The 20,049-nt window shown below is 73.3% G+C and carries 17 protein-coding genes and 1 pseudogene; 12 read left to right on the top strand and 6 right to left on the bottom strand.

From position 1 onward, the window contains the following. Positions 1 to 9 precede the first annotated feature (9 nt). Genes ACFV04_RS33980 through ACFV04_RS33965 form a run of 4 tightly spaced genes read left to right on the top strand, consistent with a single transcriptional unit; the run spans position 10 to position 4,884 of the window. Complete coding sequence (locus ACFV04_RS33980) at positions 10 to 558, top strand: phosphopantetheine-binding protein (RefSeq protein WP_380534710.1); 549 nt, start codon at positions 10 to 12, stop codon at positions 556 to 558. After that, positions 551 to 2,305 carry an AMP-binding protein gene (locus ACFV04_RS33975; protein ID WP_380534708.1) on the top strand — a complete coding sequence of 585 codons (1,755 nt, stop codon included), beginning with the start codon at positions 551 to 553 and terminating at the stop codon, positions 2,303 to 2,305. Before ACFV04_RS33980 ends, ACFV04_RS33975 begins: the two co-directional genes overlap by 8 nt. Next, positions 2,298 to 3,629 (top strand): MFS transporter, encoded by a 1,332-nt coding sequence (locus ACFV04_RS33970; protein ID WP_380534706.1) that lies wholly within the window; start codon positions 2,298 to 2,300, stop codon positions 3,627 to 3,629. Before ACFV04_RS33975 ends, ACFV04_RS33970 begins: the two co-directional genes overlap by 8 nt. Further along, a complete protein-coding gene (locus ACFV04_RS33965; protein WP_380534704.1) occupies positions 3,622 to 4,884 on the top strand; it encodes an ATP-grasp domain-containing protein in 1,263 nt (420 codons plus the stop codon). The genes ACFV04_RS33970 and ACFV04_RS33965 overlap by 8 nt, the downstream gene beginning before the upstream one ends. A gap of 1,355 nt (positions 4,885 to 6,239) precedes the next feature. Here ACFV04_RS33965 and ACFV04_RS33960 read toward each other — a convergent pair. Beyond that, positions 6,240 to 7,481, bottom strand: coding sequence for an aminotransferase class I/II-fold pyridoxal phosphate-dependent enzyme (locus ACFV04_RS33960; protein ID WP_380534702.1), 1,242 nt, complete (start codon positions 7,479 to 7,481; stop codon positions 6,240 to 6,242). Between the two features lie 131 nt (positions 7,482 to 7,612). On the opposite strand from ACFV04_RS33960, the gene ACFV04_RS33955 reads away from it, so the two are divergent. The 3 genes from ACFV04_RS33955 (at position 7,613) to ACFV04_RS33945 (ending at position 11,000) form a co-directional block, all read left to right on the top strand. Beyond that, a complete protein-coding gene (locus ACFV04_RS33955) occupies positions 7,613 to 8,599 on the top strand; it encodes a helix-turn-helix domain-containing protein (RefSeq protein WP_380534700.1) in 987 nt (328 codons plus the stop codon). 835 nt (positions 8,600 to 9,434) lie between these two features. Beyond that, positions 9,435 to 9,962, top strand: a complete 528-nt coding sequence (locus ACFV04_RS33950; protein ID WP_380534698.1) for a patatin-like phospholipase family protein — start codon at positions 9,435 to 9,437, stop codon at positions 9,960 to 9,962. Between the two features lie 648 nt (positions 9,963 to 10,610). After that, positions 10,611 to 11,000 (top strand): transglycosylase SLT domain-containing protein, encoded by a 390-nt coding sequence (locus tag ACFV04_RS33945; protein ID WP_380534696.1) that lies wholly within the window; start codon positions 10,611 to 10,613, stop codon positions 10,998 to 11,000. Positions 11,001 to 11,745: 745 nt separating this feature from the next. Here ACFV04_RS33945 and ACFV04_RS33940 read toward each other — a convergent pair. Beyond that, the gene (locus ACFV04_RS33940; protein ID WP_380534694.1) at positions 11,746 to 12,996 is read right to left on the bottom strand and encodes an FAD-dependent monooxygenase; all 1,251 of its coding nucleotides are present in this window, start codon (positions 12,994 to 12,996) and stop codon (positions 11,746 to 11,748) included. Positions 12,997 to 13,075: 79 nt separating this feature from the next. On the opposite strand from ACFV04_RS33940, the gene ACFV04_RS33935 reads away from it, so the two are divergent. Next, on the top strand, positions 13,076 to 13,636 hold the full coding sequence (locus ACFV04_RS33935) for a TetR/AcrR family transcriptional regulator C-terminal domain-containing protein (protein ID WP_380534724.1): 561 nt from the start codon (positions 13,076 to 13,078) through the stop codon (positions 13,634 to 13,636). Between the two features lie 6 nt (positions 13,637 to 13,642). Then, positions 13,643 to 14,190: pseudogene (locus ACFV04_RS33930) on the top strand (transposase); the annotation flags it as partial. Positions 14,191 to 14,267: 77 nt separating this feature from the next. Here the strand turns inward: ACFV04_RS33930 and ACFV04_RS33925 are convergent. Beyond that, on the bottom strand, positions 14,268 to 14,843 hold the full coding sequence (locus ACFV04_RS33925) for an EF-Tu/IF-2/RF-3 family GTPase (protein ID WP_380534692.1): 576 nt from the start codon (positions 14,841 to 14,843) through the stop codon (positions 14,268 to 14,270). A gap of 543 nt (positions 14,844 to 15,386) precedes the next feature. On the opposite strand from ACFV04_RS33925, the gene ACFV04_RS33920 reads away from it, so the two are divergent. Continuing rightward, on the top strand, positions 15,387 to 15,875 hold the full coding sequence (locus ACFV04_RS33920; RefSeq protein WP_380534690.1) for a nuclear transport factor 2 family protein: 489 nt from the start codon (positions 15,387 to 15,389) through the stop codon (positions 15,873 to 15,875). Between the two features lie 2 nt (positions 15,876 to 15,877). Here the strand turns inward: ACFV04_RS33920 and ACFV04_RS33915 are convergent, their stop codons facing one another. Together ACFV04_RS33915 and ACFV04_RS33910 are read right to left on the bottom strand one after the other, a co-directional pair. Beyond that, on the bottom strand, positions 15,878 to 16,045 hold the full coding sequence (locus ACFV04_RS33915; protein WP_380534688.1) for a hypothetical protein: 168 nt from the start codon (positions 16,043 to 16,045) through the stop codon (positions 15,878 to 15,880). A 1,912-nt stretch (positions 16,046 to 17,957) separates the two neighbouring features. Continuing rightward, the gene (locus ACFV04_RS33910; RefSeq protein ID WP_380534687.1) at positions 17,958 to 18,266 is read right to left on the bottom strand and encodes a hypothetical protein; all 309 of its coding nucleotides are present in this window, start codon (positions 18,264 to 18,266) and stop codon (positions 17,958 to 17,960) included. Between the two features lie 295 nt (positions 18,267 to 18,561). Here ACFV04_RS33910 and ACFV04_RS33905 point away from each other — a divergent pair, with 295 nt between their 5' ends. Further along, a complete protein-coding gene (locus ACFV04_RS33905; RefSeq protein ID WP_380534685.1) occupies positions 18,562 to 19,095 on the top strand; it encodes a hypothetical protein in 534 nt (177 codons plus the stop codon). Positions 19,096 to 19,180: 85 nt separating this feature from the next. Here ACFV04_RS33905 and ACFV04_RS33900 read toward each other — a convergent pair whose 3' ends face one another. Continuing rightward, a complete protein-coding gene (locus ACFV04_RS33900) occupies positions 19,181 to 19,726 on the bottom strand; it encodes a hypothetical protein (RefSeq protein ID WP_380534683.1) in 546 nt (181 codons plus the stop codon). Between the two features lie 95 nt (positions 19,727 to 19,821). Between ACFV04_RS33900 and ACFV04_RS33895 the strand changes: the two genes are divergently transcribed. Next, positions 19,822 to 20,049: hypothetical protein (locus ACFV04_RS33895; protein ID WP_380534681.1), on the top strand; the 228-nt coding region annotated here is incomplete at its 3' end.

The following is a 20,049-nucleotide window of genomic DNA, read 5'->3' as shown; positions in this document are numbered from 1 at the left end:
GTTTCTGCTGTGGATGCGTTGAAGGTGGCCGAGATCTGGGGTGACCTGGTCGGCCGGAACACCGTGGACATCGACGACGACTTCTTCTTCGACCTCGACGGGAACTCCCTGATGGCCGCCGCGGCCGTCGCCCGGACCGGTGAATTCTCCGGAGTTCCGCTGGAACTGCGCGACCTCTATCTGGCGACCACCCCGCGCGAGCTCGCCGAACACCTCGCCGCGATCGGCGCGCGCCTGGCCGAACTCTCGGCCGCCGCGCCCGCCACCGGGGTGCTGCCCGCCGTCGCGGCCGCCCTGGCCGAACTCAGCGCGGCCGCCGCCGAGCGGCTGCTGCCCGCGCACACGGTGGTCCGCACCGCCGGCCCCGAGGCGCAGGAGGCCGCCGGAGGCCGCCGCACCGCCCTGCTGCGCGAACACCGGGGCGCGGGCCCGTGCACGGTGGAGAGCGCGGACACCGGGGAGGCCGTACTGCGGCGCGGCGACGGCCTCGCCTTCCGGCTGCGCCTGGCCGGCCCGGTCCTGGAGATCGACACCGTCGAGGTGGCCCGGCATGGCTGAGCCGACCGGGAGCCTGACCGCCCTCGTCGAGGCCGCCCTCGCCACCGCCGACCCCGCCCGCCTCGCCGTGACCGAACCGGCCGGCACCTGGACGTACGGCGAACTCGACCGGGCCAGCGCCGAGTTGGCGGCCGCGCTGGCGCGCTCCGCGGACGGGGAACCGGGCGCGGACGGGGAACCGGCACCCGACGGGGAGACGGGCGCGGACGGGGAGACGGGCGCGGACGGCAACGGGCCCGCCACCGGCGGGGAACCGGCCGTCGGCGGGGACGGGCCCGCCCCGGTGGCGGTCCTGCTGCCCCGGGGCGCGGCGGCCCTCGCGGCGATGCTGGCGTGCATCCGCGCCGGACGGCCGTTCCTGCCACTGCCCCCGGACACCTCCTCGGCCGCGCTGCCCGACCTGCTGGGCGTCCGCGACCTGGTCACCGCCGGCCCGCCGCCCCCCTGGTGGAGCGGCCCGGCCACCCGGGTGCACCGGGTACGGAAGGAGGGCCCCGCGCCCGCCCGCCCGGCCACCCCGGCCACGGCCGGCACCACCGTCGCGGGCCGCACCGCCGTCCGGGCCGCCGCGGGCCGCACCGCCGTCGCGGGCCGCACCGCCGTCGCAGGCCGCACCGCCGCCGCGGGCGACACCGCCGCCGCGGGTGACGGGACCGGGTACTTCCTCGCCACCTCCGGCACCACCGGTGCGCCCAAGGTGGTGCGGGGCTCGGCCGCCGCACTGGCGCACTACCTGCACTGGCAGCGCGAGGAGCTGGCGCTCGGGCCGGGCGACGTGCTGTCCAACTCCGCCGACCCCTGGTTCGACTTCTCCTTCAAGGAGACCCTCGCCGCCGTGGTGTCGGGCGCGACCGTGGCCGTCCTCACCGACCGCGAACTGCTCGCCGGGGCCCACCTGCTGAGCTGGGCCGCCGAACACCGGCCGACCGTGATGTGCCTGCTGCCCTCCCGGCTGGCCGCCCTGCTCGGCGCCGCCGAGCAGGCCCCCGCACGGCTGCCGGACACGGCGTTCGGCCGACTGCGCCTGCTGCTGGTCTCCGGCGAGGTGTTCCCCACACCGCTGCTGGCCCGCTGGCGGGCACTGTGCCCGCACGCCACCGTGCTCAACCTGTACGGCCCGACCGAGTCGACCGTCATCAAACTGCGGCACACCGTGCCCCCCGGCGCGGCGGTCGACACCCCGACGGTGCCCGTGGGGACGCCGATCCCCGGCACCGAGGCCCTGCTGGACACCGAAGAACCGTCCGAACTCACCCTGGTATCCGACCAGTTGGCCCTCGGCTACGCCGTCGGCGGCAAGGGCTCGGCCACCCGCTTCGCCACCCTGCCAAACGGCCGGCCGCTGCTGCACACCGGCGACCTGGCCCGCCGCACCCCCGACGGCGCGATCGAGATCGTCGGACGCGGCGACCACGTGGTCAAACGCCACGGCGTCAAGGTCAGCCTGCCCGACCTGGAGACACAGGCCCGCACCTGCCCCCCGGTCGCCTCCGCGGTCGCCCTGCTGCTGCCTGGCGAACGCGAGCGCATCGTGCTCTGCTGCACCCCCCGCGGCGCCACCACCGACCCCGCGGCGCTGCGCCGCCTGCTGCGCGAGCACCTGCTCGGCCGGGTGCCGGCCGCCGCCATGCCGGACGCCGTCCGGGTGCTGCCCGACCTGCCCCTCGACCCGCGCGGCAAGGTCGACCGCCGCGCACTGGCCGCGCTCTTCACGCCCCGCCCCGAACCGGCGGCCGCTCATGGCTGAGCCCGTGACCAGCCCGGCCGCCGTGCGCCGCCGCCTGGCCTTCGGCGCGGCCGTCGACTCCTTCGGCACCGGCCTGCTGCTGTCGACCTCCGCGGTGTACTTCGTCGCCGTGATCGGCTTCGGAGTGCGCGACGTCGGCCTGGTGATGTCGGTGGCCGGCGTGGCGGGCCTGCTCGGCCCCGTCCCGGTGGGCCGCCTCGCGGACCGGCTGGGCCTGCGCCGCGTGTACTGCGGCGCACTGCTGCTGCGCGGGGCCGGCTACCTCGGCTACGCCTTCGTCACCGACTTCCGGACATTCGTGGTGGCCACCTGCCTGCTGCGCATGCTCGACCAGTCCACCCCGCCCCTGCAGCAGTCACTGGTCGGCGCCCTGGCCCAGGGCGGCGAACGGGTACGGACCATGGCGCTGGTGCGCAGCGTGCGCAACACCGCGCTGAGCGCCGGGTTCCTGGTCGCGGGGCTGGCACTCGCCGTGCACACCAGACCCGCCATGATGGCGATGCTGATCGGCAACGGGCTGAGCTTCTTCGTCCTGGCCGCCGTGATCGCCTCCCTGCCGCTCCCGGCCCCCGCCGCCCCCGCCCCGGCTCCGGCCACTGCGGCACCGGGCGCCGGCGCGGCAGGCGGTTCCGGCACGGCAGGCGGTTCCGGCACGGCAGGCGGTTCCGGCACGGCGCAGGGCGCCGGCCCGGCTCCGGGGCGCTCCCGGCCGCCGCTGCGCCACCGCCGCTTCGTGCTGCTGACGGTCAGCAACGGCCTGCTGCTGCTGCACGATTCGGTGCTGTTCGTGCTGCTGCCGGTCTGGGTCGTGACCAGGACCTCGCTGCCCGCCGCGACCGTGGCGGGACTGCTCGCGGTCAACACCGTCCTGACCGTGCTGCTGCAGCTGGGCTTCAGCCGCACCGAGCGCCTCACCCACCGGCCGGGCGCGGTCCTGCTCGCTGCGGCGGGCTTCCTGGTCGCCGCCTGCGCGGCGTTCCCGGCCGCCGCGCACCTGTCCGGCGCCCTGGCGGTGGCGGGCTGCGCCGCCGCCGTGGCGCTGCTCACGGTCGGCGAGAACCTGCACGCCGTCGCCGGCTGGCAGCTGTCCTTCGACCTCGCACCGGCCGACCGGCGCACCGAGTACATGGCCGTCTTCAACCTCGGCCTCGGACTGCAGAACGTCATCGGCCCGGCCCTGATGACCTCACTCGTCCTGGGCGCGGGCCCCGCCGGCTGGCTGCTGCTCGCAACCCTGTTCACGGGCTCCGCCCTGGCCTGCCGCGCGGCAGGCACCCAGCGGGCCCCGCTACCGCTCCCCCAAGGAGGGATCTGTCATGGCTGAACACGTCCTGGTACTCGGCGGCGGGATGGACATGCCCGCCATGCTGCGCGAACAGGGACCCGACGTCCGCACCACCGTCGCCTGCCAGCTCCCGGTGCTGCCCAAGATCCGCCGCTCGGCCGAACACAGCCGCGTCCTCGCACTGCGGGCCGACGCCCCCGCCGCCGAATGGGCCGCGGTGGTCAAGGCCGTCCACGCACTGGACCCGTTCACCAGGGTCGCCGCCTTCGCCGAACGCGACCAGGACCGGGCCGCGGCACTCGCCCGGGAACTGGGCCTGGCGATGCACAGCCCGCACACCGTCCACCTCGTGCACCACAAGCCCAGCATGCGCACCCGCCTCGCCGAGACCGGCGTGGACGACACCCCGTTCACCGTCGCCGCCGACGCGGCCGAACTCCACGCGTTCCTCGCCCGCCACGGCGGCCCCTGCATCGTGAAACCGGCCGTCGGCGCCGGCAGCACCGGGGTCCACCGCCTCGACAGCGCCGCGGACGTGAGCGCCGCGTTCGCCCGGGCCGACCAGGACGGCGAATGGGCACGCGGCGGCGTCCTGGCCGAACGCCTCCACACCGGACCCCAGTTCAGCGTCGAGGCGTTCTCCGAAGACGGCGACCACCAGGTCGTGTGCGTCACCCGCAAGTACTCCGATCCCCAGACCTTCGTCGAACTCGGCCACGTCGTACCCGCCCCACTCGCCCAGGCCGACCACGAAGCGATCACCCGCCACGTCACGGCCGTCCTGGACGCCCTGGACATCCGCTTCGGCCCCACCCACACCGAAGTCGTCCTCACCGACGACGGCCCGCGCACCATCGAAACCCACATCCGCCTCGGCGGCGACGAGATCCCCGCCCTCGTCCACGCAGCCCTCGGCATCGACCTGGAACGACACACCGTCCGCCAGGTCCTCGGCCTGCCCGTACTCGCCGAACTACGCGCCGAACTCGCCACCGCAGCCGCCACCACACCCCGGTACGAAGCCGTGTGGTTCGCCCGCCCGACCGCCCCCGGCACCCTGAACGCCATCGACGGCCTGGACCAGGCACGCGCCGGCCACGGCGTGTCCGAAGTCCGGCCACTGGCCGAACCCGGCACCGAACTCGCCCCACTCGACTCCTCCGCAGCCCGCCTCGCCCTCGCCCGCGCCCACGGCCCCGACGCCCCCACCGCCCTCACCCGCGCCCGCACCGCCACCACCACACTCCGCTTCCACGTCACCCTGAACCCCGACCACGACAGCCCACTGATCTGACCACCCCGGAACACGAACACCACCCGCCCCGCGCCCCGCGCCCCGGGCCGGGGCGCAGCACAGGCCCGGACACAGCACGGACCGGGTCAACGGGCGCAGCACGGGTCAGGACCACGAGCGCCCGGCAACGGGCCAGGACCCACCGCTCCCGCCACCCCGGACCCGGGTGCGGGTGCGGGTGAGAAACAACCCGGTCGTCCCGACCACCCCGGACCCGGGTGAGATCGGGCCACCGGCCGGCCCGGGCGGGGGCCACGCCGCACCCTCCCGAGCGCAGCACGGGTCAGGTCCCGGACCGACCCGGAAACGGGCCGGAACCAGCCCCCGGCCCCACCGCGTGGAGTCGGGCGAGGAACAGCCGATGGTCCGGCCGCACCCCGGCTCGCACCCACCCGGCCACGGTGCAGGTCAGGTCCTACGGGTGCCCGGAACCAGGCGAGAACGGGTCACCGGCCGGCCCTGCCGCAGCCCGGTCCAGGCCACATCGCACCCCGGGCCCGGGTGAGGAGCAGCCCAATCGTCCCGACCGTACGTCCCGACCACACCCGCCCGGGCGCAGCACAGGCCAGGTCCGGGGGTCAGCCCGGAAACGGGCCAGGGCCGGGCTGCTCCGGCCACCCCGGCCGCGGGAAAAAACCAGCCGCCGGTCCGACCGCATCCCGCGAACGGGTCGGGAGTAGCCACCGATCCGACCGGCGAGGACAGGCCACCGGCCGGCCCTGCCGCACCCCGGCCAGGCCGCACCGCACCCCGGGCCCGGGCAAAGAGCAGCCCGGCCGTCCCAACCACCGTCCCGGCCACACCTACCCGGGCGCGGCACAGGCCAGGTCCGGGGTCGGCCCGGAAGCAGGCCGGGCCCGCATACTCCGGCTACCCGGCCGCAGGTGAGGACGGGCTGCCGGCCCGGCCGCACAACGGAATCGGGCCAGGAGCAGCCCAATCGTCCCGACCGTACGTCCCGACCACACCTACCCGGGCGCAGCACAGGCCAGGTCCTACGGGTGCCCGGAAAGGGGCCAGGACCGGCCGCCGCCGGCCCCACCGCACCCTGGGAACGGGCCAGGAGCAGCCACCGATCCGACCAGCCACAGGCCGGCGCGCATCCGTCCGGGTACGGCGTAGGCCAGGGTCCCGGGCCGGCCCGGAAACGAGCCGGGACCCGCCGCTCCGACCACCCCGGACGCGGACAGGGACCGGCCGCCGGCCCACCGCGCCCTGGGAACGGGCCGGGAGCTGCCGTGGATCCGACGGCCGCCGCTGCGCTCGTCCCCTGCCCGGCCATGGTGCCGGTCGGGTTCCGGGTGGGCCCGAGCCCGGACGGGGACGGTGGGCCCGGGCCCCCGTCCGGGTGTGGGTCAGTCCTCCTGCTGCTGTGCTGCGAGGACTTCGCGGACACAGACCGCCAGTGCCCGCAGCGCGGTCTCCAGGTCGGCCGGCTCGGGGTAGCTGGGGGCGATCCGGATGGTCCGGTCGGCCGGGTCGTCGCCGTACGGGTGGGTGGCACCGGCCGGGGTCAGTGCGACGCCGGCCGCTGCGGCCAGCCGGACCACCTCGCGGGCGCAGCCCCCGGGGACGTCCAGGGACACGAAGTAGCCGCCCTTGGGCCGGGACCAGTGCACCGCCGGGTGGTCGCCGAACTCTTCGCGCAGGATGCGCTCGACGAGTTCGAACTTGGGCTGCAGCAGGTCGCGGTGGCGGCGCATGTGGGCGCGTACGCCGTCGGCGTCGCGCAGGAAGGCGACGTGCCGCAGCTGGTTGATCTTGTCGGGGCCGATGGTGCGCTTGCCGGTGTGGCCGAGCAGCCAGGCCACGTTGGCGGGGGAGGAGCCGAAGAAGGCCACGCCGCTGCCGGCCGTGGTGACCTTCGAGGTGGAGGCGAAGACGAACGCCCGGTCCGGGTGGCCGCCCTCGGCGCAGGCCGCCAGCACGTCGGCGAGTTCGACTTCCTCGTCGGTGAGGTGGTGGACCGCGTAGGCGTTGTCCCAGAAGATCCGGAAGTCCGGCGCGGCGGTCGGCATCTGGGCCAGGCGGCGCACGGTCTCGTCGCTGTAGCAGGCGCCGTCGGGGTTACTGTACTTGGGCACGCACCAGATGCCCTTGATCCGGTCGTCGCCGGCCACCAGGTCCTCGACCACGTCCAGGTCCGGGCCGTCGGGCGTCATCGGGACCGGGATCATCCGGATGCCGAAGCGCTCGCACAGCGCGAAGTGCCGGTCGTATCCGGGGACCGGGCACAGGAAGGCGATCTCCGGTTCCCGTGCCCAGCTGCGCTCGGAGCCGGGCACCCCGCTGAGCATCGCGTGGACCAGGCTGTCGTGCATCAGGGCCAGGCTGGAGTTGTCCAGTGCGACCAGTTGCGCGACGGGCACGCGCAGCAGGTCGGCGAAGATCTCCCGCAGCTCGGGCAGGCCCTGCAGGCCGCCGTAGTTGCGGCAGTCGGTGCCGTCGGCCGCGGTGTGACCGACGGCGTGTGACAGCAGGTCCTGTGACAGGTCGAGCTGCCGGGGCGAGGGCTTGCCCCGGGTCAGGTCCAGGGACAGCCCCCGTTCCAGCAGTTCCTGGTACTCCCCGACGGATCGCGGCTGCACGGGTGTCACGGACTTCCTCCCTTGGAGCGGGCCTTTTCCGGACAGCCTAGCGAGGCCGTAAGCTGCGCTTTTCGACGGCCACTACGATCGTGGACCAGACCATCGGTGGGATGGCGTTCGAACGTTGCCCGGGGGGGCGCATGCTGACGAGTCTTGGGCTGGACACCTTCTCCGAGCAGGTGTACCGGCAGATGCTGGCCTATCCGGAACTCGGCCTCCCGGAGCTTGCGGAGCGGCTGGGCAGCTCCGTCGAGGAGATCCAGGAGGCCTGGGACCGGCTCGCCGACCTGTCCCTGCTGCGGCCCACCCGCAGCGGGTCACGCGGCCTGCACGTGGTCAGCCCCGAAGTGGGCCTGGAGATGCTCCTCGCCCGTGAACAGGCCGAACTCCTCGAACGCCAGCAGCAGATCGAACGCAGCCGGGTGGCCGCCGCCGCGCTGATCGCCGACCACGCCGACCTGCGCCGCGAGTCCCCGGTCGCGTACGTGGAACAGCTGCCGGGCGTCGAAGCGGTACGCGACCGGCTGCGCAAACTCACCGGCGAGGTCGAACACGAACTGCTGGCCTTCGCGCCGGGCGGCGCGCAGAGCCCGGAGAACCTGGCCGCCGCCCGCCCCCTCGACGAGGAACTGCTGGCCCGCGGGGTGCGTATCCGCACTCTGTACGTGGACAGCATCCGCAAGGACCGGGCCACCGCCGAGTACGCGGGCTGGCTGGGCTCGGCGGGCGGGCAGACCCGGACCGTGCCGAGCCTGCCGCTGCGGATGCTGATCATGGACCGGAAGATCGCCGTGGTCCCGGTCAACCCGGAACGCTCCGACCAGGGCGCGGTGGTCCTCCACGGACCGGGAACGGTCACCGGGATGTACGCGCTGTTCGACCAGTTCTGGGCCCGTGGTGTCCCCCTGGACCAGGAACCCGGTGGTGACGCGTTCGACGAACTCAACGGCCAGGAACGCGAGGTACTCGCCCTGCTCGCCGACGGCATGACCGACGAAGTCCTGTGCCGCCGGCTGGGTGTGTCGGTGCGTACCGCCCGGCGGATCATCGCGAAACTGATGGACCAACTCGGCGCACGCAGTCGTTTCCAGGCCGGCGCGGAAGCGGTACGACGCGACTGGATCTGACCCACCGACACCCCACACCCGGCAGCCCGGCGTCCGCCACCTTCGGACGTCCGGCGTCCGGCACCTTCTGCACCCGCAGCCGGCGCCTTCGCGCCCTGACATCCGGAACCCGCCGGGCGCAGCCCGACACGGCACGGCCGGGCAGGCGAGGGCACGGCACCGGAGCAGCCCGGACGCGCGGGACTCCCACGGCACCCCGGCAGCCTGGCGTCCGGCACCTTCGGACGTCCGGCACCCGGCACCGTGGCATCCGGGGCCGGGCCCACCACCGAGCACCCACCAGACGCAGCCCTGCAGCACGGCACGCGGCACGGGCACGGGCACGGACGCAGCCCGGCACGGCACAGCACGCGGCGGGACTCCGCGCGGGACGCCGACAGGCCGGAGCACACCCCGGCCCCGACACCACCGGACTGCCGGGGCCGGGCAGCCGTGCCGTGCACCGGCCCGGGGACGCCGCCAAAGAACCCACACGCCGGCCGGCCCGGCACCGACCCAGCGACACGAGCGGCCCCGGCCGGCTCCCCCCACACCGGCCGGGACCACCACAGCACCGTCCACCCACAACACCCGAAACCACCGCCCCGTCACCGCTCGCGGACAGACAACGACGACACGGACCACGAGACGGGCACCACCCACACCGGCGACGCCCCCGGCCCCTTCACCGGGCACACCGGAACAGCACCCGCCCGGCCACGACCCCGGACCCGACAACGACCCGACACCACCCGTCACCGCGACACCACCCTCCCCGACAAGCGACGGCCGGCTCCCGGACCCGAACGCGGCCCCGAACCGGACCGGGCCGTCCCCGGACGCGGGTGGCGGGGCCGTGTCGGCGGCGGGCTCGCCGCTGCGGGTGGCGGCCGTGGACCACCGCAGCGGCCACCGGGTGGTCTTCGGCGACCCGGACGCCCCGGCGGTCGCGGTCGCCGACGCCGGCATGGCCTCCCGCGCCATCCCCGGCCGGTCCGCGCCGGTGCGCCTGAACGGTTCGGCGTACGTGGACGGCGGCTGCTGGTCGGCCACCAACGCCCCACCAGCCACACCCTCGCCGGCCACACCCCCGCCGGCCGCAACGCCCCTGCACCCGGCACCGCCAGGCAGAGGGCTTGCGGCAGACGCTGCTCGGCACCCCGGACCACCGGACCGCCAGAGCCGAACAGCGGCGAGCAGGGCCGAACAGCGGGCCGTGTTCCGGCCAGGGCACCACCGAGGAACCCCCGCCCCCACCGGCCCGGCACCGCCCCGGCAACACCGGCGGCCTCCCTCCCGTCGACACCACACCCGAGAACGAGCAACCCCGCCGTCCGGTACGGGCACAGCGAGCCGGAGCACCGGCACCGGGAAACCGCCGTAGCGGAATCCGCCCACGATGCCCGACGCCGAAACCGATCAGGCCGGCAGCCACCGGAAGCCACGCCACCCCGACACCGGCGCGAGCCGCCTCGCCCGGACCGGGTGCCGACGCGACAAGACGATCACGGAAAGTGACCGTGGTGTGAGCTGGATCCCGTCGCAACGGGCTCCGGACGGGGGCGGCTCGTGACGGTCATCACGCGCTTCACGCAACTCCTACCCTTCCTAGTGGACCACCCTCCCGCCCCCGGCGGCGTGTCCGCCCGGCCCGCCCGGGGCGGTGCCGCGTTCCCGTGGTCATGGCGGGGTTCCCGGTGTTTCCGCAGGCCACGCCCAAGCAAATTGCCCTGAATGTCTGTTTTTGGTGAGGTTTGACCGGGTCGGTGGCGGGTACCGGCCCGCCCCCGGCAGGCGCACCCACCACCCCTTCACTACGACGACGCGTCGTAGCGGGGGCCCTTGGAGCCGGGCCCCGGCCCGGCTAACAATGGCTCAGTCGCCAGCTGCGGCGGCGGTCCGATCCGCTGCCGCACTCCCGTCCGGTGGTCACCACCCGTGACCACCCCGGTGCCCAGCCCCGCCCGCCGGCCCTCCCGGGCCCGCCGAGCCGCGGGACCAGGCACCCCCACGATTGAGGTCGAACTCCCACATGCCCGTGATCACCACCCGCATGCGCAAGTCCGCCGCCCTGTTCACCGCCGCCGTCGGCATCGCCGCGATCGGCGCCGCCGTCGTCCCCACCGCCGCCTCGGCCTCCACGCCGCAGTCGCTGGCCGCGAGCATCGTCCCCGCCGACCAGCTCGCCTCCTTCGACCAGATCATCTCCCACGAGAGCGGCTGGAACGTCACCGCGACCAACCCCTCCTCCGGCGCCTACGGCCTCGCCCAGGCCCTGCCCGGCAACAAGATGGCCTCCGCCGGCGCCGACTGGAAGACCAACGCCGCCACCCAGATCAAGTGGGCCTACGACTACATGAACGGCCGCTACGGCAGCCCCAACCAGGCCTGGGCCTACTGGCAGATCCACCACAACTACTAAACCCGCGACGGCCGGCCGGCCACACCCGCCGGCCCGCCCGCCCCACGCCCCCGCGACACACGCCACAAGCCGAGTCCGGGACCCCGCGGGGCCGACACCGAAGGGCCCGGAGCGCACACCACGCGCACCGGGCCCCTCGGCGTCGCCCCACACGCACAGGACCGGCCCGCACAGCCACCCCGGACAGCCGGCAGCCGGCAGCCCGGCCCGCAACGACCCGGCACACCCCCGGAACCCGCACCAACCCGACACACCGACCCATCCACCACAACGCCACCCCGCCACCACAAGCAGGCGGACAGACCGGCCGGCAAGCGGACGGACGGGCAAGCGGACAGACCGGCCGGCAAGCGGGCAAACGGGCAGAGCACGGCCCGGACCCGTCCGCCACACACCCCAGCCCCCACCGCCCGGCCACCGCCCCCGGCGGACCCCGGCACCCGCAGCGAAGAACTCCCGGCCACACGGCCCCCGCGGGACACCGTGACGGAACAGGAAGCCCCGACAAACCAGACCAGGCCCGGCCATGAAACAAGCCGCCAGGAACAACACGCACGCTGCCGGCCGGGGTCGTCTGCTCGTGGTGTGAGCACGGCGTGCTCCCCGGTCAAGGGCGCCTGCGGCGACGCCCATGTGCCGGGCCCGCCAACGCGCAGCCTGTGGACAGGAGTCTCGTCCTGCCGCAGTTCGCGCCGCCGGCCGGGCATGGTCATGGCGACCGCCGGTGCGAGCTGCGCAGTCGCTTTCAGGCGGTGGTGGTCGGTGCCGGGTTCTCGGGGAGTTGCCAGTTGCCGCCGCGTTCCTGCGCCGAGAGGCGCGCGGCGAGGCCGGGGACACGCAGGAAGCAGGCCAGCCCGGCGGTGGCTTGAAAGAAATCGATCGCACGCCGGGTCATCGGCATGCCCAGGCGCAGCAGGCGCGGGTTGACTTCGCCCTGGATGGCGTCGACGAAGGGCCGCAGCGCGCGGTCGTAGTTCGTCAGCGCGGTCGGCAGGTCGCCCGGGTGCCGGTTGATCTCTCGGGCCAGGACGTGGGCGCCGACCAGGGCGCCGGAGACGCCCATGCCGCTGTAGGGGGAGGCGCAGTGCGCGGCGTCTCCGGCCAGGACGACGCGGCCCTTCGACCAGGTGTCGGTGCGGACCTGGACGATCTCCTGGGAGTGGAAGAACGGGCTGGTCCTCATGCCTTCGGTGAAGCGCTCGGTCTGCCATCCGGCGTCACGGAACCTGCTCGTCCAGAATTCCCGCTGGCGCTCGACGGGTGCCCGGTGGATCGCCGAGGCTTCCTGGGATTCTTCCCGCAGGACGAAGTAGACCTGGGTCTCGGTCGGGTTGTGGCTGCGGCGCATGATCTGGCGGCCGCCCGGGACCATGTAGGTGTCGCGGATGTTGCTGTCGGACGCGATGCGCGGAACGAACCAGTAGGCCATGTGGATGCCCACCCGCCGGTAGGGGTCGAGGCCGTCGGGGAGCATCGCTCGCCGGATGCGTGATCCCTGTCCGTCGGCGCCGATCAGGAGGTCGAATTCGGCGGAGGATCCGTCGGAGAAGTGCCCGATGACCTGGTGGGCGTCCTGCTCGAAGCCGTCCACGCTGACGCCGAAGACGTACTCGGTGCCGTCCTTGGCGGCGTCGTACAGGATGCGTACCAGGTCACCACGCATGATCTCGTACTCGGATGTGAGGGTCTGCCGGCCCTTCCCCGAGGTGTTGGCCATGATCGTCGCCTTGGGCCTGCCGTGTGCGTCGACGAGGGCGACGCCGGCCTCGTCGACGAGTACGCCTCGGACGGCGTCGAGAAGTCCCATCCGCTTGACGGCCTCGATGCCCTGCCCCCGCAGATCGACCTGGGCCCCGGTGGCCCGCAGTGCCGGAAAGCGTTCGACGACGGTCACCCGGTGGCCGCCCCGGGTCAGCCAGAAGGCCAGGGCCTGCCCCGCGATTCCACCGCCGGCGACGAGAACCCTCAGGGTCTGCTCGCCCGATCCCCGCGTCATGCCCATCCCCCCAAAATCTATCAGTGAAAGATTCCTTTCCAGGCTCATCTATCGGCGATAGATTGTCAATGTGACCAAGATGAACCGCGAGGCCGTCATCGCCGAGGCGCTCGGCCTGCTCGACGAGGCCGGACTGGACGGCGTCAGCACGAGAAGGCTGGCGAAGCGACTGAACGTCGAACAGCCGTCGCTCTACTGGCACTTCCGCACCAAGAAGGACCTCCTCGCCGCCATGGCGGAGGCGGCGATGGCGCCCCATGCCGCCGCACCCCTGCCGATGCCCGGCGACGACTGGCGCGACTGGTTCGCGGACAACACGCGCAGCTTCAGACGCACCCTGTTGATGCGCCGGGACGGAGCACGGCTCCACGCCGGCAGCACCCCCACCGGCGACCTCGACCGGATCCGGCACAAAATGGCATTCCTCACGGCCTCCGGCATGCCTCAGCAGGATGCGCAGACGGCAATGCTGACCGCAGGCCGCTTCACCGTCGGCAGCGTCCTGGAGGAGCAGGCGGACACCGGTCCCCATGTCGGCGCGGACCTACCGGCCGACCTGCCGGCGATCGACCACGAGTCGGCGTTCGAGGCAGGCCTCGCCCTCATCCTGAACGGCCTGACGCACCCCACCGAGGCGTAGATGCCGGCCGAGCGGCACATCACCGACGACACGGCCGGCCACAAGCTGCTGCTGGATCTGCTCGCCGAGTACGGCGACACCGAGGAGACCCCGATCCCCGCCGCGATCGAGACCTCCCGCACGGTGCCGCGGACCGGCAGGCGGAAGGTGTTCGCGATCAACCCGATGGCCGCCGCCCGCTACCGCGACCGGCACGCCGTCTCCCGCAAGAAGCCCGACCCCGGCGACGCCATGGTCCCGGCGAACATCCTGCGCACCGACATGCACCCCCACCGGCCGCCTCTGCCCGACGACAGCGACCTCGCCCGAGCCGTCACCGCCCTGGCCCGCGCCCAGCAGGACGCCGTCCGGAACCGGCAGCAGACGGCCGACCAGCTCCGCACCCTGCCGCGCGAGTACACCCCTCGGCCCTGACCGCCTTCGAGGCGTGGAAGAACGGCCTGTGCCGGCCCGAGGCTCGCGAGTTCCTCAAGACCGCCCCCACCCCGTTCAGGGCCGCACGTCCGACCCGCCCGCAGATCGCCGCCGTCCTCAAGCGGGCCGGCTGCCGGCGCGGCATCAAGGCCCTACCGGCTCGAGACACCATCACTAGGCAGAAGGACCGCGCCGCGACAACGGCCTCGGGACGGTGTCAGTCGAGCACCTCGGTGACCAGGCCGGTGCCGAGGTGGCGGATGCTCGTGATGACGTCGCGGGTCTGGGTCACCACGCTGAACTCCGTGCCCTGGTCGAAGACGGCCGGACGGTCCAGGGTGATCTCGACGGGCCGGTCGCGCGCGGGTGCGTCGGTGCCCTCGGGCAGGTGAACCGTCGCCTCCACCACCTCCGACCGCTGCGCGAAGCGCAGGTGGAGTGATGTGCCGGGCGCCGTGTCCGCGTGGAGTGTCGCCCGCAGCCGGCCGTGCGGCCGGACCGTGCCCGGGGTGGCGAGGACCTGGCCGACCGCGACCTGTGTGCGGTTGATGCCGGGGATCAGGACTGCGATGTCCCGGCCGGCCCGGGCCTCGGTCAGCTGCCTGCGGAACACCCCGAATGTTCCGAATGTGTCGGCTGTGATGCGGCGGGCGGGCAGGAGGCCGACGACTTCCAGCTCGTCCCCGACCCGCACGACGCCCTGCAGGACCTCGCCGGTGACGTACGTCCCGTGGGGGTGGTACCCGAAGACGTCCTCGACCGCCATCAGGAAGGACGGCTCGGATTCGGGCATGGCGCACTCCGGGGGAGAACGGTGGTGACGAGGTGTCGGACTGCCGTGTTTCTACCAGTCGGGCCCTGTCCCGTGCCGCTCGTATTCCCGTCCGCTTCGAGGCCGTAGAAGGTCAGGCGGCCCCCGGATGTCTCCCGGCGGTTCACCGGTGCCCGGAAGCGTCGCACCTCCTGAGGCCGGCCACGGGCGACCGCGATCCCTCCCGCCCACAGGCGTACGGCCTCCTCGCGGGGTCCGGTGCCGGCAGGAGCCTGTGATCGAGTGGTCCGAGTTCCCTGGCAGCGGATTGATCCGGGTCACTCCGTGTCGTCGTTGAGGCCGAAGTCCCCGGCGGACGCACGCGAGAATTCCCGCCGCTGCACTGATCGCTCGACTGTCGCCATCTGCCGGATGATCCGAGCGAGCGCCCGTGGCCTGCCTCGGGTCTTTCGGCCTTCATCCCTGACAGGCATGGCCCGTCGGGTCCGCCCTCTTGCGTGTCGGCCTCGCGGGTACGCCGAAAAGCCGTTGCCCGGCCGCCTGTTGGGGCTGGTAGAAAGGAGCATGGACGACGAGATCATCGCCCCGATCGACCGGATACTCGCGGAACACGCCTGCGAGCGGATCATCGTGGACTTCATTCATCGCCTCGACCTTGGTGAGCCGGGCTCGGTGGCCGAGCTGTTCACGCCCGACGGCGTCTGGCATTGGCCTTTCGGCGACCGCCGTATCGAGGGTCGCGAGGCCCTGCGTGCATACTTCGCCTCGCGCCCGGAAGACAGGCTCTCGCGCCGCCTGATGACGAACATTCTGGTCACAGTGGAGTCCGCGACGACGGCCCGCGCCGTCTCGTATCTGACGACCTACCGGGTCGACGGCTACACCGGCGGAATGATCGAGCCCCGTCTCCCGGCGAACGTCGGCCACTACGAAGACACCTTCCGCAACACCGACGGCACCTGGCTCCTCGCCACCCGCACCGTCTTCCTTCCCTTCGGCGCCGACACGCAGCGGCTCCCCGCCCCGAACGCTCAAGGACCTGAGGGCCTGTGAGATCACCGTCCATGGTCGCCGGGGACGTCCTTCCACCAGGCGCTGCCGGTCTCATCGGCGAGGACCTCGGCGTGGACGGTGTGAAAACCGAGCATCCCGGCGACCACGGACGCGGGTGCCTGCAGAACGAGTTGCCACAGGACGGCGGTGCGGCCACGCAGGATGGGCATGCCCGCGGGAGCCACCTGCCGAACGTCGCGGGCTCCACGGGCCGGCCCGCCCGGCGCCGCTCGGCCCGCTGCTGGATCCCGGGCCCTGGATGCGTACGGCCTCCTCGGGCAGCGGCACCGGCCTGCAGCAGTGCGCGCACGCCATGCCCCACCCGGACGTCCCCGACCCCACTGCCTGTGAGAACCCACGGGCACGACCCGTCCGGTTGCGGCACAGCCCTCCGGCATCCCCGGTCAGCTGAAACTCCCGCGAAACCGCGTACTGGCAGCTCAACCTGAGCTGACCAGACACATCCGACTTCCCATGACCGGACCCAGTTCGCCATGCTGCCGCAGCCCGGATGCCTGGTCCGTCCACACCCGTCCAGGTGGCTGAGCGTCACAGAAGGTCCGGTCCTGGGAAGTTGGGTGAGAGCAGCCGGCCGAGTCCGGCCGACTGGAGGAGGCCGAGCGGCGGGCCCCGCACACGGTACGGGCGGACGGGCTCCGGACAGCCTCGTTGTCGGGCAAGCACCACGTCGAAGCCCGTAGCCGATCAGCGGGGGCTCGTTGGCGACACTGGGTAATACGCGGAGCCGGCCGAGAGCTTGGACGGGCTTGGCGCCGAACCCGGCACCGGACGGCAGCCGTAGTCAGGCGACGCTCAGTCGTGGAAATCGGCGCCAACCGGTGGGACCGCCTACTACGGCACACCCCGATCCCGGTCACGCCACCCAGGGCCCACACACCGGGCACGATCAGCGCACACTCCCACAACCCGAACCGGATCGACGTCTTCTCGGTCGGCCCGGACAGCGGAATCGGCACCAACTGGTCAAGGTGATCCGGGTCCTACGACTTGAAGTACAGGGAAACCCAATTCCCAACCCGGCATGCACGGCCCGCAGCCCGCGGCCGGCGGCCCCCCGTGGCGGGTGTGGCCCGGGGTTGTTCGCCCGCGCCGCCACCGAGCGCCGCGGGCGTGCAAGCGGCCTTTGACGTTGTGCCTGGTCGCTCCGCTCGGCTGCGGCACGACTTCGGGGTGGAGCCCGTCGGCGCCGACGTCTCACGGTGCCCGCCCCGACCCCCGATCCGTTCTGCGCCGGCACGGCTCGACAGGTCGCGGGTGACGTCGATCCCCCCGCCACGGACGCCAAGCCCGCCGCTCGGGCTGTGGCTTCCAGGACGTTCCTGCGGGTTTGCCGGGTTTGCCGGGCGGCTGGCGGCTGGCGGGCTGGGCGGCCAGGCGGCCAGGAGCGTGCGCAGAGCCGCGGCCCTGCGGGCGGCCGGGCCTGACGGACCAGGGGCGCAGCCGGACGGGCGGGTACCCGGGCCGGGCACCCACTCGGCGGGCGCCGAGGCTGGCCCGGGACGGGAACAGCTGCCAGAACAACGGCCAAGTGCCGGACCCCGAGGACGGCGGCCGCGCGAGGACGGCGGCGCAGCACGGCACCGCCGACGGACACGGCGGCGCGAGCGCGCAGCAGCGCCCCGCCCCGAGCAGCGGGCACGGCAGCAGGCACAGCCCAACCGCCCCCGGCCCTGACAGCAGCTACCCGGCTGCAGGTACAGGGACGAGGGCCCAGCCCCACCCCCACCAAACCGAACACCGACCCCCCGCCACCACCCACGCCACCGCAATTCCACCCGAATTCAGACCACCACCGGCAACCAATCCACAAGACCAGCAACACGCAATACCCGGCGGAACTCACACCCGAATACACACCCAACAGCACCCCACCGGCACCGCCGGCAGGCCGACAGGCCGACAGGCCGACAGGCCGACAGGGCCCCCGATCCCACCCGCCACCACCCACAGTCACCAAGCCCCGCCCCGCCACCACCCCGACCCACACCCCCAACAGGCACAAACCAAAGGTCCGGACAACCCCGCGCAAGAAGCCAGAACACACCCCACAACACCAACAGGTCACACCCGGCGGTCCTTCGCCGGGTAGAGCTTCGCGTGGAGCACACGGTCCTCCCACCACGGATCGTCCGGGGCGGACACCAGCACGGCCACCAGCTCCCGCTTGGTCGGGGCGGGCAGCACCAACGGGCCCAGCTCCTCCACCTCCCGTTCGCTGACGCACTGCGGGCACTCCAGCCGGTCCGGGCCGGCCTTCCCAAGGAGTTCCGGCGGAGAGCCCGCCTCTCCGCCGATCGGGCCCCGGCACGTCCGGCACGTCCGCAGCACGGCGTTGGTCTCCCGGGCCTTCTCCAAGTGCTTGCGGGCCACGACTGCGGCCTTCTCCTGGCGTTCCTCGTGCGTGTCGTGGCAGGGGGTAGCGGCCGCCGGTGCGGCGGGTCCACTGTCCGTGGAACCCGTACTCGTAGGTGCCCTCCTCCTTCGGGACCTGGCCGTAGTCGGCCCAGGCCAGGGCCCGCATCAGCTCCCGGTGGGCCTGGCGGGCCTTCGTCTCGCGGGCCCTCTGGCACAGGTCGTAGGCGTCCCATCCGGGGCTGCCGCATCGTACTTGTGCCGGGTTCGGTGCCCCAGCCATGATGTGCCCTCGCGAACAAAGGAACGAAACGTGAACGTCCAGGTGGAGTACGACGCAGCACCTGAGGAGCTCGCCACCGCGGTGAGAGCCAATTTCCCTGCACCGGCAGTGCGCTGGGCGGTCGCCAGCGCCTGGTTGCTGCTCTCACTGCTCTGCCTCGCAGCGGGCAGTGTCCTCTTCGCGATCGCCGCGCTCATCGCCTGCCTGCTCCAGGTCCAGAACATCACAGTGGTTGCCAAGAAGCTCGCTTCTCGTTCCGCCCAGCGCCAGGCGGGCCCCACATCGGTCGCGATGACTGATCAGGAGGCCGTCATCCGTACGGCGTCCGGGGAGCTGAGGTTCCCGTGGACGTCGGTCACCCGAGCCACGGACACTCCCCTGGCCTGGTCGATCCTGGTGAAGAGGCCGAGCGGAGCGCCCGTGGCCGCGACCCTCCTCAAGAGGGCCTTCACCGACGCTCAGGCCGCCGACGTCACGGCCGCGCTCACGCGGCTGACCAAGACCAAGGTCAAGGTACGCAGGTCGAATGCCCCCGGCGTCGCCTCCGGAGCCCCGGCCCGGTAGCAAGAGACCCTTCCCTTTCAGGTCACACACGCCGACCTTCGCCGAGTAGCGCTTCGGGTGCAGCGTCCGGTCCTCCCACCACGGATCATCCGGAGCGGAGACCAAGGCGGCGACCTGCTCGCGCTTGGTCGGGGCGGGCCGCACCAACGGGCCCGGTTTCTCCGTCTCCCGGTCGCCGGCGCACTGCGGGCACTCCAGCCGGCCCGGGTCGGCCTTCTCCCCGCAGCTCCAGCCCCGAGCCCGCCTTCCCGCCGATCGAACCCCGGCACGTCCAGCACGGACGCAGCGCGGCGTTCGCCTCCCGGGAGGCCTCCAGCCGCGCCTGGGCCATGGCCTCCCACTCCTGCTCCTGCTCGCGCTGCTGCTGGTGCTGTTCGCGGCAGGGCCGGCAGCGGCCGCCGGGGCAGCGGATCCGCTGCTCGCGGCCGTGGAGGCCGTACTCCCGGGTGCTCTCCTCCTTCGGGACCTGTCCGCAGTCGGCGCAGGCCAGGGTCCGCATCAGGTCGCGGTGGGCCTGGCTGGCTCTCCTCTCCCGGGCGGCCTGGCGCTGGTCGTAGGCGGCATGGTTGTCCGGGTTGTCGAGCGCGTCGCTCAGGGAATGTCGGCCGGGGCGGCCGTAGCGCCACCACACCGGGCCGAGCGGCCCGTGCTCGGCCGGCAGCTCCAGCGTGGTCGCGAGGACCGGTACGGCGTCGTCTACTCGCGCCAGCCGTCCCCGTGGTTGCCGTGGCGGGGACGGTCCACCAGGAGGCCCGCCAGACCTCGGCCGACAGGTCCACGACCACCTGCTGCCCGTTGGCCAGCGCGACCGGTCCCGCGTCGGTGACGACCAGGGCGACCGGCGGGTACCCCAGCGCGATGGTGCTGGTGATCGCGGTGACCCTGCGGCCCCGGCTCGGCCGGCTGCCGAAGGACGCGGGCGTGCTCGACCGCGCCGGGGCGCCGGTCCTGTAC

This window comes from Kitasatospora sp. NPDC059599 (genome assembly GCF_042735125.1).
Taxonomy (GTDB): domain Bacteria; phylum Actinomycetota; class Actinomycetes; order Streptomycetales; family Streptomycetaceae; genus Kitasatospora.
This window is presented reverse-complemented; position numbering and strand designations above follow the sequence as displayed.